The organism is Asticcacaulis sp. YBE204, assembly GCF_000495855.1.
GTDB lineage: Bacteria > Pseudomonadota > Alphaproteobacteria > Caulobacterales > Caulobacteraceae > Asticcacaulis.
In genome coordinates this window covers 185,366-198,615 of sequence record NZ_AWGF01000004.1, presented here as the reverse complement: position 1 = coordinate 198,615, position 13,250 = coordinate 185,366, and the positions used below count along the sequence as shown (strand labels likewise).

13 protein-coding genes are annotated in these 13,250 nt (G+C 61.1%); 4 read left to right on the top strand and 9 right to left on the bottom strand.

The features are described from left to right. Positions 1-18: 18 nt before the first annotated feature. A complete protein-coding gene (locus tag AEYBE204_RS28005; RefSeq protein WP_023461775.1) occupies positions 19-822 on the top strand; it encodes a HAMP domain-containing sensor histidine kinase in 804 nt (267 codons plus the stop codon). Positions 823-924: 102 nt separating this feature from the next. Next, positions 925-1,338 carry a SufE family protein gene (locus AEYBE204_RS28000; RefSeq protein WP_023461774.1) on the top strand — a complete coding sequence of 138 codons (414 nt, stop codon included), beginning with the start codon at positions 925-927 and terminating at the stop codon, positions 1,336-1,338. Here AEYBE204_RS28000 and AEYBE204_RS27995 read toward each other — a convergent pair. The 7 genes from AEYBE204_RS27995 to AEYBE204_RS27965 all read right to left on the bottom strand — a co-directional run bounded on the left by AEYBE204_RS27995 (position 1,335) and on the right by AEYBE204_RS27965 (position 8,738). After that, entirely contained in the window at positions 1,335-1,718 is a 384-nt protein-coding gene (locus AEYBE204_RS27995; RefSeq protein WP_023461773.1) for a hypothetical protein, read from the bottom strand. The two genes, AEYBE204_RS28000 and AEYBE204_RS27995, sit on opposite strands and share 4 nt — an antisense overlap. Positions 1,719-2,028: 310 nt before the next feature. Beyond that, a complete protein-coding gene (locus AEYBE204_RS27990) occupies positions 2,029-2,406 on the bottom strand; it encodes a helix-turn-helix domain-containing protein (protein WP_023461772.1) in 378 nt (125 codons plus the stop codon). 186 nt (positions 2,407-2,592) lie between these two features. Next, positions 2,593-3,099, bottom strand: coding sequence for a PAS domain-containing protein (locus AEYBE204_RS27985; RefSeq protein ID WP_023461771.1), 507 nt, complete (start codon positions 3,097-3,099; stop codon positions 2,593-2,595). Positions 3,100-3,277: 178 nt separating this feature from the next. Beyond that, positions 3,278-3,706, bottom strand: a complete 429-nt coding sequence (locus AEYBE204_RS27980; RefSeq protein ID WP_023461770.1) for a MucR family transcriptional regulator — start codon at positions 3,704-3,706, stop codon at positions 3,278-3,280. 609 nt (positions 3,707-4,315) lie between these two features. Continuing rightward, positions 4,316-6,763, bottom strand: a complete 2,448-nt coding sequence (locus AEYBE204_RS27975) for an ABC transporter permease (RefSeq protein WP_023461769.1) — start codon at positions 6,761-6,763, stop codon at positions 4,316-4,318. Beyond that, positions 6,763-7,443 (bottom strand): ABC transporter ATP-binding protein, encoded by a 681-nt coding sequence (locus AEYBE204_RS27970; RefSeq protein ID WP_023461768.1) that lies wholly within the window; start codon positions 7,441-7,443, stop codon positions 6,763-6,765. Before AEYBE204_RS27970 ends, AEYBE204_RS27975 begins: the two co-directional genes overlap by 1 nt. Beyond that, positions 7,440-8,738, bottom strand: a complete 1,299-nt coding sequence (locus AEYBE204_RS27965; RefSeq protein ID WP_023461767.1) for an efflux RND transporter periplasmic adaptor subunit — start codon at positions 8,736-8,738, stop codon at positions 7,440-7,442. The genes AEYBE204_RS27970 and AEYBE204_RS27965 overlap by 4 nt, the downstream gene beginning before the upstream one ends. Positions 8,739-8,855: 117 nt before the next feature. Between AEYBE204_RS27965 and AEYBE204_RS27960 the strand changes: the two genes are divergently transcribed. Both AEYBE204_RS27960 and AEYBE204_RS27955 read left to right on the top strand, forming a co-directional pair. Continuing rightward, entirely contained in the window at positions 8,856-9,404 is a 549-nt protein-coding gene (locus AEYBE204_RS27960; protein ID WP_023461766.1) for a response regulator, read from the top strand. Next, positions 9,394-10,608, top strand: a complete 1,215-nt coding sequence (locus tag AEYBE204_RS27955) for a PAS domain-containing sensor histidine kinase (RefSeq protein ID WP_023461765.1) — start codon at positions 9,394-9,396, stop codon at positions 10,606-10,608. Before AEYBE204_RS27960 ends, AEYBE204_RS27955 begins: the two co-directional genes overlap by 11 nt. On the opposite strand, the gene AEYBE204_RS27950 is transcribed toward AEYBE204_RS27955, so the two are convergent. Together AEYBE204_RS27950 and AEYBE204_RS27945 are read right to left on the bottom strand one after the other, a co-directional pair. Next, positions 10,605-11,516 carry an SMP-30/gluconolactonase/LRE family protein gene (locus AEYBE204_RS27950; RefSeq protein ID WP_023461764.1) on the bottom strand — a complete coding sequence of 304 codons (912 nt, stop codon included), beginning with the start codon at positions 11,514-11,516 and terminating at the stop codon, positions 10,605-10,607. The two genes, AEYBE204_RS27955 and AEYBE204_RS27950, sit on opposite strands and share 4 nt — an antisense overlap. Positions 11,517-11,564: 48 nt before the next feature. Continuing rightward, entirely contained in the window at positions 11,565-13,058 is a 1,494-nt protein-coding gene (locus tag AEYBE204_RS27945) for an SEL1-like repeat protein (protein ID WP_081724611.1), read from the bottom strand. Positions 13,059-13,250: the final 192 nt, after the last annotated feature.

The window sequence follows — 13,250 nt, the reverse complement described above, 5'->3', positions numbered from 1 at the left end:
TATTCGAAGGCTTTCGGTATGACTTTGCCCCAGTTAAAGACGCCGGTCCTGCACAGCGCCGAAATAGAGGGCGGGTCGCGCGCGGGTATCGAAGCTTCGGTTGCAGCGGCCTACGGCGCAGCCGAACCGGAAATGGGCAAGCGCGCCTTCATGCGTATGGTCAGCCACGAACTGCGCACGCCGCTCAATTCGATCATCGGCTTTTCCGAAGTCCTGACGCATGAGCTTTATGGCCCGATCGGCGCACCGCAATATCTCGAATATGCCGGGATCATCCGCGATAGCGGCAAAAAGCTGCTCAGTCTGTTCAATGACGTTCTGGAAATCGTGCGCCTGGAAAACGAAAGCGACGTGCTGACGCCCGAGGTCGAGCCGATCCTGCCGCATCTTGAGGACGCCGTCCGCCGCCAGCGCAAACGGGCTCAGGCGAAAAGTGTGACGCTCGATCTGAGGTTCGATGACGAAGACCTGTGCGCCCTGTTCGACGCGCGGGGTCTGGCTAACTGCCTCGATCATTTGCTGATCAACGCCATCGATTTTACCCCAGAAGGCCACGCCGTGGAGCTTACGGTAGAGGTTTACGGCGAGCGGGTCGATATCCGCCTGTTCAATCCCGGCAAGGCCCCGGCGCCCGAAGACCTGCCGCGCCTGATGCGCCCCTTCGAACAGGGCGCGACCGAGGCCAGTCGCACACGCGACGGTGCCGGTCTGGGCTGGGCCATTGTGCGTCTGAGTTGCAAGGCCATGGGCGCAGCATTCGTCGTGGAGTCCGAACCCGACACCGGTTTGACCGCGATCCTGCGTTTGAAAAGCGATTTTTAGGCTTGGGCAAACCCTTTCGCCGTCCTATAAGCTTTTGTTTTATCGCGCATTTGACTCCAAAAACCGCTTCACACTTTTTGGAATGCGCTCTATATAGCCGTCATGACCGATAGCTTTGACACGCGCCTGAACGACCTGCTCGAAGAGTTCGAGCTCTTCGACGACTGGGAAGAACGTTACCGCTACATCATCGATATGGGCCGCGCCCTCGCGCCGCTGGCCGACGCGGAAAAGACCGAAGCGACGCGCGTGCGCGGCTGTGCGTCTCAGGTGTGGCTGGTCATGGACGACGGCCCCGAGGGCACGCTGAACTTTCGCGGCGAATCCGACGCCCATATCGTCAAGGGCCTGATCGCCATTCTGGTCCGTTTGCTCAACGGCTTGCCCCTGAGTGAAATCCGCGATTTCTCGATCCGCGACACGCTCACCAAACTCGGCCTCGACGAAGCCCTGTCGTCCCAGCGTACCAACGGCCTGATCTCGATGGTCGAGCGCCTGAAAGCATCGGCGGGTTAGGCCCGCATCCGGATATCGGCCTCGATATCGCGCACGCGAAGCGCCCGGCGGCGCGCCATAAGTCCCATGCTGGTCGCCACCGCCAGCGCCGCGCAGAACAGGCCGAACTGCATCAGCCCTTCGACCCTGAACACATAGTTGCCGCCGCTGGAAATATAACCGCTCAGCAGCGCGATCGTTCCCGGCAAGGTACCGATGGCAACGCCGAAGGCCGCCCAGACATATTCGGTAATATATTCCCGCCGCGACTCGCACAGAGCGTCCAGTTCCTCGTTCGACACGGTGTGGCGCGTCGGCTTGTCGAGGCCCGGACGCAGACTCGGAGTCGTCGGGCTTTTCATCGTGGTGACCGTCGCCGGTGCGGTCTTGTCGTCCGCCATGATCTATCCTTACGCAAACGTCAGTATCTAAACAGGATTAGTATCATCCCTCATTTCTCAGCAGGTCAATGTGTGAGAATCGCTTTGCGGCCGGGAGTCATATTTTAGCCATAGTCTCGCCCGTAACGCGAAATCTTAGAGACTGTTTGGAAAGTCAGCGGTTGAGCACTCGCGAGGGATTTTTTCGCAAAACGTAGTTTGGCCGCAAGGCGGAAGCGAAGCCCCGATGTCAACATCGGGGCAAGTTTCCAACATAGCGGGCGAAAATAAAGACCCGTGAGAGCGACCCGAAGACTTTTTAAACAGTCTCTTAGGCCGACTTGAATTCCAGCGCTGCCGGAAGACCCGCCAAAGCGGCCTCCAGCCGGTCGAGCGTCTGATCGAAGCGCCGGTCGTCACGCAAATCCTCGATCACCCGGCAGGCATGGCCGACCGTGGTGCGGTCGCGGCCAAAGGCGTCGCCTACCCGCGCCAAGGGCCATTGCCAGGCGATATAGGCCAGATACATCGCCGTCTGACGGGCGCGGGCCGCGCGGGCATTGTTGCGCGACGGGCTGCGGATCTGATCGGCCGGCACGTCCATCGCCAGGGCCACAAGTTCGATCACCAACCGGACGCGCAGGCGATCTTCGGCGTGAGAGACCCCGGCAACCGGGCTAACGACAGTGAGTTTGGCGGGCATTTTCATGCCGATTTGTTCTCATTTTGCACGGCACCCACCATGAGAGGATAACTTTCCTATGTAAAGAAAATTATTAGGTATAAATACCTAATTTAAAGCCCTGAGACGTAGATTTCTGCGCGCACAACCGCACAAAGCTCCCCTTAACCGAGCGGTCAGATATCTACGTTTTGGATTAGGGATAAGACCCGATCAGGCGGCGCGAATGCCCGACGCCTGAACCATATCAGGGCGACCGATAAGAGCGTCGTGGCCCAGAATCATGTCGACGGTGACGCCGTCGGAGGCGAGCGGCAGACGCAGCCAGAACAGGCTGAGCCCCTTGGTGCCGCGCCACGCCATCGAATGCAGGCCGACATTGGGCTTGCGATTATGGACCACGAAGCTCAACTCCTCGGCCCAGTATTGCGCTTCCTGCGGCGTATAGATGTCGGCGATGGTCCGGCCTGTGATCTCCATGCCGTAGGCCTGGTAGAGATCGGTGCCGGCCAGTCGCTGACGGAACGCGTCGGGATTATTGGCCGGATCGGCCTCAAGCACGTCGATCAGCGAAATGGTCGGCAGGAGGCGACGCACATGGGTCGGGTCGATATCGGCCCGCGACGGCAGGCGGCCGCGGTTACGCAGGCTCTTCCAATATCGGAAGACTTCCTCGTGCGTGCGCAAAGCGCCCAGCATTTCGGCTGCGATACCCGCCATAATTACCCTGAAACTACGCCCCGTATGCGAATCACTAAACTTCACCTTCTCTTAAGCGGCGATTCCTTGGCAAGCAAAAAAGGGTTAACGACACCTTTACGAGTCAATTAGGTCACAGAAAAAACGCCCTGAACCAAAGGCTCAGGGCGCTTTATACTTTAACGATTCTTTTGGCTCGTTACGCCTTGGCTCGCGGCTTACGCGCGGCCTGGCGACCGCCCTGACCGAGGCCCATCTGCTTGGCCAGATCCGAACGCGCCTTGGCGTAGTTCGGGGCGACCATCGGGTAATCCTTCGGCAGGTTCCACTTGGCGCGGTATTCTTCGGGGCTCATATTGTACTTGGTGCGCAGGTGGCGCTTGAGCGACTTGAACTTGCGGCCGTCTTCAAGGCAGACGATAAAGTCGTTCGAGATCGACTTCTTCACCGATACGGCGGGCTCCTTCGGCGCTTCGGGGGCGGGCGCTTCGCCCAGGCCGATCGAATTCAGCGCGGCATAGACGTTCTGGATCAGGGCCGGCAATTCACTGGCCGAAACCGAATTGTTGCCAACATAGGCCGAAACGATTTCGACGGCCATTTCCGTAATTTCAGATTTGTTTTCCATTACATTACCTCTGAGGCAACGCTGGAAAACACACCCGAACAGATACAGGTGATTTCCGCACAAGCGTTGCAGAAAATCAAATTGCAGGACACTTATCGGCACCCTGCGACTACTCTTTTACTCTTGCCCGAAACGCGCCATGCAGGCAGTACACCGGCACCGGATCAGCCTTTGCGATGCGCAATACAGGCGGCCACGCCAGGGTTTGCAACCCACAAGTCTAATCGTGAGCCTTAACTACGGCAAGACTGAATAACATACAAGTCTAGGTACAAAAATATTTTCACACTATTAGAAAAGGTCGCTTTTTATAAATCAATATGGACGCGATGGCTTTTCTTTCTTAAGGCGAAAACGTCTCACTAAATGTGATCGCAAACCGTTACTGCGCAATGCTTTGGTTGGAATTTTCGTCAAAGTATAGATCGCGGCTTTCGGTCTAGGAAAGACAGGGGGATAAGGACGCAATGCCCATATCCTGACCGTAACAAACCTGTAGTACGAACCAAACAACAGCGCTTCACCCGATCGGTGATTCGCCCCCTGAACGACCATGCCCTCCCCGCCGGACGGCAGGGAGGGCATGGGTAATGCGAGCGCCAGACGGCTCTATTCGTGCCGGAGCGCCTTGCCCGGTTCGATCGAGGCGCTGATCAGAGCCAGCCCGCCGACCGTACCGAGCGCGATCAGCAGCCCGCCGACGATCGCTGCCACGAAGAACCACGGGCTGATGGCGATGGCGTCATCGAACTGCGACAGCCAGTGGCGCAGGGCCAGCCAGGCCAGCGGCACCGCCAGACCGCTGGCCACGACGACCGGCCTTAGGAACTGCCCGATCAGCAGGCCGACGACCTTGCCGCGCGACGCCCCCAGCACCTTGCGCAGCCCGATTTCGCGCACCCGGCGCGACGTATTGAACGCCGCCATGCCGTAAAGCCCGATACAACCGATCAGCGCCGCGATCCCCGCGCCGATGCTGAAGAGGTTCGAACGGTCGCGTTCCGGCTTATAGTATTTGTCGAGATTGGCGCTGGCCGATGTGCTTTCAAAAGGCACGTCCGGCGCGATCCGCCGCCAGACCTGCTGCAATTGCGCACGCATCTGCGGTTCGGACAGGCCCTGATAACGCACGAAGGTGACCGGGTTGTTATTCGGATGCGCATCGAACAGGTACAGCTTGGCCTGAATCTCGTCCGTCGGGTGATAGAAGCGCATGTCCTCGACCACGCCGACGATGCGCACCTGACGGTTGGCGAAACGCGCGATCTGACCGATGGCGGCCTGAGGCGAGGCATAATCCATCCGCTTGACGGTCAGGCGACTGATGACGACATTAGTCACCCGGCCTTCCTCGCGGCTTTCTTCGTCGGTGCGCCACATCTGATCGCCGCCATAACGCACATCGAACAGACGTCCGGCGACAAGCTTCGTCCCCAGAAGCTGGAAATAGTCGGGCCCGACGACCGACCAGTTGACGGTCGGTGAGGCCGTCGCGCTGTCGGTCTGTCCGGGGCGGACGATGTTGCTGTTGCTGGTGCTCGACTGATCCCCCGGTATCGCGTTGCCGATAGTGACCCGTTTGACGTGCGGCAAAGCCCGGGCCGCGGAGATATAGCTATCGCGCTGGCTATCGGTGATAGCCGTATATCGGGTCGAATTGACCAATAGCAGACCTTCGCGGCTGAAGCCCAGATCGGCTTTCTGCATATGGTCGATCTGCGTGGTAAAGCCCAGCATCAGGACGAAGGCGATGACGACCGTGGTGAACTGCATGACCACCAGCGCTTCGCGCAGACGCACCCCGGCGCGGCCACCGGCGGGGGTGCGGCTCGACGCCAGCACCTGCGCCGGCTTGAATGCCGACAGGGCAAAGGCCGGATAGATGGCCGCCACAAGCCCCGCCGCCATGACGACGGCCAGCAGGCCCGCGACCCACGCGCCTTCGCTGACATAGTCGAGCTTAAGGCTCAGCCCGCCGACGGCATTGATGGCGGGCAAGCTCAACTCGACCAGCGACAGACCGATAAGGAAGGCCAGCAACAGGGTCAGGGCCGCTTCGCCGAGGAACTGCAAGCGCAGCGCGCCGGGACGGGCCCCCAGCGTCTTGCGTACCGCGACTTCCCGTGCCCGCAATCCCGCCCGCGCGGTCGCCAGATTGATGTAGTTGATCAGGGCCAGCCCCAGCGCCACGACACCGACCAGACCCAGCGACACAATGGCCGCCTTCTGTTTCGGGTCGATCAGGTGCGCATCGGCCAGCGGTACCAGATGCAGAGCCATGATCTTGCTGCCCGTCACGTCGTCGCCGAAGCGATCGCCGACCTGACGGTCGATGAAGCCCGGAAACTGTTTTTGCAGGGCGGCGGCCTGCGCCGGATCGGCGAACCTGAAATAGGTGACGAGTTGAACGGAGCCCCACTTGTGCCAAGCCGACTCCTCGCTCATGCGCTGCTTCGTCAGAAGCCTGACGAAGTCCATCTTCATGTCGGTGTTTTTGGGCAGGTCGCGGATCACGGCGCTGACCACGTAGGTTTTACGTCCCTCCTCGTCGCTGAGGGTAATCGTCCGTCCTACGGCATCGATCGTGCCGAAATATTTGCGCGCCTTCTCTTCCGAAACCGCCACGCTGTCGGGCGAGGCCAGCGCGGTCTTCGTATCGCCGTGCCGCAAGGGCACATTGAAGAAACTCAGATAGTTACCATCGACCAGTTCGATCTGTTCGCCGTAAACCTCGGCTCCCTTATGCACGGTGACGCTGTTGTTCCAGTCGCGCGTGCCCTCCAGATGCGGATAGGCGGTCTTCAGTTCATCGAGCAGGCCGCCCATCGAGCCGACGAAGATGTCGTTCGGCATACCGGGAAAGAAATACTGCCCGCCGATGGTGTAGGTCGTATCGCGTTCGCTGCTCCACGACTCATAGCCGGTCTCGAAACGGTAAAGCAGGCTCAAAGCAATAAAGACGGCTATGCCGAAACTCAGACCCAGCAGGTTCAGCAGGGCATAGAGCGGATGGCGTGTAAAGGAGCGATAAAAGGCCGTAAAGGTCGAGCGCCACATCACAGCACCTGCGCGACGGAAGCGACCAGCTGGCCATCGAGGATGTCGATGCGGCGCGTGGCCTGATCGGCGTGGCTGGGCGAGTGGGTGACCATGATGATGGTGGCGCCCGCCGCGTTCAACCCGCGCAGGATATCCATCACCTGCGCGCCGTTTTCGGTATCCAGATTGCCGGTCGGTTCGTCGGCGAGGATCAGGTCGGGCTCACCGACGATGGCGCGGGCAATGGCCGCACGCTGCTGCTGACCGCCCGAAAGCTGGTGCGGAAAATGACGCGCGCGGTGGGCGATGCCGACGCGATCCATGGCCGCTTCGATGGCCTGACGGCGCGAGCCCTTGCGGCCTTCGCGGTACAAAAGCCCCAGTTCTATATTCTCATAGATGGTCAGGTCGTCGACCAGATTGAAGCTCTGGAAGATGAAGCCCAGATGCTTGGCGCGGTGTTTCGCCAGCCCCGTTTCCGGCAACTGCGCCAGATCGGTGCCGTCGAACAGATACTGCCCCGACGTCGGCCGGTCGATGGTCCCCAGCGTGTTGAGCAGGGTCGATTTCCCGCAGCCCGACGGCCCCATGATGGCGACGAATTCACCGCGCCGGATGGTCAGGGTGATGTCGTGCAGGGCCGTCGTTTCGATCTCGTCGGAGCGATAGAGACGGGAGACGTGTTTCAGTTCGATCATTGGGAATTGCCCTTGAGAATCAAATGTTCGGCTTTTTGAAAATTTGGCGTGCCGCCGGCGACGATGCGTTCGCCGTCCCTAAGCCCGCTGAGGATTTCGACTTGTTCCGGATTGCGGCGGCCCACGGTCACGGCGCGGCGCGTGGCCTTGTCGCCCTTGGTATTCAGCACGAAGACCGAGGCCCCGCCGGTATCGTTGAGCCACGCGCCCGCCGGGGCCAGCGTCGCCACCTGCGTCTTGCCCAGCGACAGACGAATATCGACCGCCTCGCCGCGTTTCAAATCGGCGGGTGGCGGGCCGATAAATTCCAGCTCGACCACCACGCGGCCATTGGTCACCTGCGGAAAGACCTTGGACAGGCGCACGGCGACCGGCTGATCGTGGATGCGCGCCTGCGCGGTCAGGCCGTTCGACAGCCGCGACAGGTAGAATTCGTCGACCTCGGCACGAAGCTTATAGGCCCCTTCCGAATCGACCTGCCCGATGGGATCACCCGCTTTCACCGCCTGACCGGGTTTTAGGGTGAACGCGGTCAGCCGACCCTGCGCCGGGGCGCTCAGGGTCAGGGCGCTAAGGCCGCGGCGGACCTCCTCGCGATTGCGGCGCAGGTCGCCGCCATTGCTGATCACCTGCTGGCGCTGACTGGCATAGAACTGCGCGTCTGGGGCCTGCGCGGAGCGGATCGACGCCAGACGCTGGCGCTGATAGGCGACCTCGTCGGCATAGGGTTTGACGGCGGCATCATTGATGACGTTACGGTCGCGCAGGGTCTCGCGCTTCTGCAATTCCTGCTCGGCCTTGTTCAGCGCATAGGTCGTGTCGGCGAGCGCCTGTTCGCGGTTTTCCTGCGCCGTTTTCAACGCCATGAGCTGGTTGTTGTTGTCGCTCAGGCGGGCGGAGATATCGGCTTCGCGGGCCGAGACCTCCAGAGTCAGGGACGGGTTGGCCAGATAGGCCAGGGCCTGTCCGGTCACCACCGGATCACCGTCGCTGATCGCGATCGACTCGACACGACCGCTCGTTTCGGCGGTGATATAGGTCGTCTTCAGCGGGATGGCCTCGGCGCGCAGCGGCACATAATCCTGATACGGCGCGCGGACGACCTCGCCGATATCGAGCGACGATGCCTCGACGGTCACGGTGCCGGACGCTGGCGTCAGGGTCATGATCGCCACGGCGACGACGGCCACGACGCCGAGCGCCGCGCCGATCTGAAACGGACGGCGCTTGTACCATCTGGGCGCGACGCGGCGATCCATAACGGGTTTGGGGGAATTGAGGGCAGTATCGGTCATGTTAAAAGGCTAACACGCGCCTTTCAATTCATATAAATAATTCATTTTGCTTGATTTTTGACGATTTTACACCCAAAATCACCTCATTCCCGCTGCCCTGAGTGTCCGATTTCGAACATGTCCCTGACCGCTCTTTTCCTCGATGACGATGCCGATATTCTCGCCTCGGCGGAGCTGGTTTTGGCGCGGCAAGGCTTTACTTTCCTCAAGGCCCAGACGCCGGACGAAGCCCGCGCCGTGCTCGATGCGCAGCCGGTAGATATATTGCTGCTCGATCTCAACTACCGGCGCGGCGACACCTCAGGCGAAGCCGGTCTGGCCTTTTTGCAGGAGCGTCTGGCGAAGACGCCCGACCTCGCCGTGGTCATCGTCACCGGCCATTCCGGCATGAGTATCGCCATTCAGGCCATGCGCATGGGGGCGCAGGATTTCGTCGTCAAGCCGTGGAACAACGACCGGTTTCTGGCCTCCATCCGCGCTGCCATCGACACGCCCCGCCGGGTGCCGACCAATACGCCGCCCAAGGATCTCAACCTCGAACGCTCCGAGCGCGACCTGATCAAGGCGGCACTGGAGCGGCATCAGTTCAACATTTCATCGGCGGCTAAGGACTTGGGCCTGACACGGGCGGCGCTTTACCGGCGCATGGAAAAGCATGGACTATAGACGCCTCCTCCTCGCGCTCGGCGCCCAGATCGGGGTGTTCATCCTCGGCGCCCTAAGCTGGCTGGCCCTGACGCGCGGCCTGTTCGCCAGCGCCCTGTTGTGTGGTCTCGGTGCGCTCGGACTGGCGGTGCTGGGTCTCAGCCTGACGGCGTTGAATCTGACGCGCGAGCGGCTGCTCAATCGTCTGGCCCCCGGTTCGACCTTCCCGTCGGAACTGAACCGCCGTCGTCTGCAACTGCTGCTCGACGAGACGCCCTCGCCGTTGCTGCTGCAAACCGAGGACGGGCAACTGATCGCCGTCAATCGCGCCGCGCGCAGCCTGTTCGACGTCGCCTATGCGCTCCCCGTCGCCAGCCGCAAGGTGCTGCTCGGCGGCGATGGCGCGCTCACCGGCTTGGGCGGTCAGGTGCGCTGGAAAGGTGCGACCTATGCGGTGCACCGCGCCGAAATGGTCGAGCCGCAGCAGACCTCGCACCTCGCCGTCCTGACCGACATTTCCGCCGACGTGCGCGCCGCCGAAGCGACCGCCTTACGCGACCTGTTGCGCGTGCTGAACCACGAACTGATGAACGCCCTGACACCCGTCGCGTCGATGAGCAAGAGCGCACTCGATCTGCTCGGCGACGACACACCCGAAGCCCGCGCCGCCGCCGCGAAGGCTTTGGAACGCGTGGTGGCGCGGACCGAAGGCCTGCACGATTTCATCAACGCCTACCGCGCCCTGACGCGCCTACCGCCGCCGGTCATGCAGCCCGTGGCCTTGGATGAGTGGCTCGATGTGCTGCGCGAGAGCTTCACCGCGCAGTGGAGCGACAAGGGCGTCGTGTTCGAGTGCGACCGCGCGACGGCCACCGTCCTGATGGACGAAGATCAGATGTGGCTGTGCGCGGGTAATTTGCTCAACAACGGCGCGCAGGCGGCTTTGGAGGTTCCCAACCCGCGTGTGCGCCTGAGCGTGCGCGAGGTCGAGGGTACGGTCTGCCTTCGCATCGAAGATTCCGGCAAGGGTATCCCGACCGGCGACGCCGATCAGGTCTTTCTGCCCTTCTATACGACCAAGGCCACCGGCACCGGCGTCGGCCTGAGCCTTGCCAAACAGATCGTGCAGGGCCACGGCGGCGCACTGACGCTCAAGGCCGCCGTTCCCGGCGATCCTGATCGCCTGTCCGGTGCCTGTTTTGAATTCGGTCTAAAGCAAGTTTAAGCCCCGCGCGTATTCACATAGAGCGCAAACAGCGACTGCCCCGCCGTCATGAACAGGCGGTTCCTGGCCTTGCCGCCGAAACACAGATTGGCGCAGCGATTGGGCAGGTGGATATGGCCGATGGCCGTACCTTCCGGAGCGAACACCCGCACCCCGTTCAGGCCCGGCCCGCCACCCCAGCCGCACCACAGATTGCCATCTTCGTCGCAGCGAAATCCATCCGGCTGGCCCGGTCCACAGTCGACAAAGACGCGCCCGTTCGTCAGCGCATCGCCTTCGACATCGAACACCCAGATCAGCTTTTTCGTCCCCGACTGTGCGATGTAGCACCGCGTCTCGTCCGGCGAAAAACAGATGCCGTTCGGTCGGTCGATAGCGTCCGTCACCACCGTCAACTGATCGTCCCTAAGACGATAAACATTCGTCGGCAGTTCCGCCTCGGCACGATAGCCCTCATAGTCGCTCAAGATACCGAACGGCGGATCGGTGAACCACACCGAACCGTCGCTTTTGACCGCCACGTCGTTAGGCGAATTGAGCCGCTTGCCGTCATAGTGGCTGGCCAGAGTCGTGATCGTCCCATCGTATTCCGTCCGCGTCACCGAGCGCGTGCCGTGCTGGCAGGTGATCAGTCGCCCCTGCCGGTCGCGCGTGTGGCCGTTGGCGAAGTCCGATGGCTGACGAAAGACCGACACCGCGCCGGTCTCCTCGCTCCAGCGCAGCATCCGGTTATTGGGGATATCGCTCCACAGCAGGTAGCGTCCGTCCCCGAACCACACCGGCCCCTCGGCCCACCGCGTCCCCTCATACAGTTTCTCGACCGCCGACAAGGACAAACTGTAGCGCTCAAAGCGCGGATCGAGGATCTCGATCGACGGATCGGGGTAAATCTCAGACGGCTGCCACATGGTATGTCCTCCCGGCCCTGCTTATCCGGCAAGACGCGGCAAACGCAATTAGGTTTTCGGCGCCAGCACCTTGGCCAGTTCAGCCTTTTCGACCTCGGTCATCTGCGCCTCGATCTGCTTACCCGCGACCGCCGCGTTGGGATGGCCTGTCCGGCGCGCCACATCGAACCACAGCCACGCCCTGACCAGATCCTTCGCACCGCCCTCGCCTCTGGCGTACATGACCGCCAGATTGAACGCGGCCTCCGAATGGCCGGTCTGTGCCGCCGTTTCAAACCACTTGCGCGCGACGACCTGATCCTTGGGCAGCAGAGCATCGCCCTGATAGAACCAGGTGCCGATAGCGTTCTGGGCATCGGCGTCGCCGCCGAGCGCTGCATCCTTGTAATAGATCAGCGCCGTCTTCGCATCGGCCTTTACCCCGTCGCCCGTATCGTAGAAAACCGCCATCTGATACTGGGCGCCCGCGTTACCACCCTGCGCCGCCAACGCATAGAGTTCGCGTGCCTTGCCCGGATCGGCCTTGATGCCCTCTTCGCCGTCGTAAAGGATTTCGGCCCACGCATATTGAGCCGGCGCATAACCCAGAAGCGCCGCCGTCTCGTAGTTTTTGACGGCCTTTTTCAGGTTCCTCGCCGTGCCGATACCCTTGTAGTAGAAATCACCGGCCAGTTTGGTCGCGGGCACGTATCCGATGGCGCTGGCCTGTTCGACATAGCGCAGGCCGGTCTTATAATCCTGCGGCACGCCGTCGCCCGCGAGGTAAATCTGTGCCAGCATCATCGCCGCCTCGACGCGCGGGCTCATCGCTGTCGGTTTTTTCGGATCGAAGGGTTCCTGCTGATGGATGGCCTTTTCCGCCACCTTGCGATACCAGCCGATGGCCTTGGCCATGTCGCGCGGCACGCCCTGCCCCTTGCGATACATGTCGCCCAGCATCAGACCGGCAATGTCGTAACCGACCTTCGTATAGGCCGTCTGGAACCGGCTCATTGCCTCCGGATATTTCTTCTGCTCGTAAAAGGCAAACGCCTCGCTGAGCGATTTGTCGCGTCGGGCGATCTGATATCGTGCATATTCGCACGGCGTCAGAGGCGCGTCGTCGTCGCTGGGCGGAACGACGCCCCCGCCGAAGGTCGAGCTTCCGTCCGCAGCGCTGCTATCCTGCGTGGTTTGCCCGTCCGTCGTGGCACCGAGCGTCTTTTCGTCGAAGCGGGTTTTGCCGGTGAAATCATAGACATAGGCTTTTTCGATCGCCGTCATCGGGCGGACATAGGGCTGGGTCGCGTCGTCCGGCCATTCCTGAAACTCCCAGGCCGGATTGTCGTACCAGCCACAGCCGTCCGACGAGGTAAAAAAGCTTTTCAGAGGGCGGTTGGCATCGAAGATCGGCGCGGCGCGTTCCTTCTTGAGCAGGACGGTGACCTCCGTCACATCCTTGTCGACATCGGTCGATTTCTCGGCCGGTTTCGTTTGCGCCCACGCCGGCAGGGCCATAAGGCACGACACCGCGCAAAACACCTTAAGTGCGTTCCTGAACATGCTTATCCCCCTCGTTTCACAGCCGTCTTTCGCAGCCAGTCAAAATTATATCTCTGGTGCGAGCATTAATAAACTCGAAAAGGCGTTTCGTTTCAATTTTGAAAAATTATCTTACAAATATCCTTGCCCCCGACGGCTTCGCCGCTAAGATACGTGAAAACGCATAAGGCTGCGCAGGCAGCGGGCTTACAG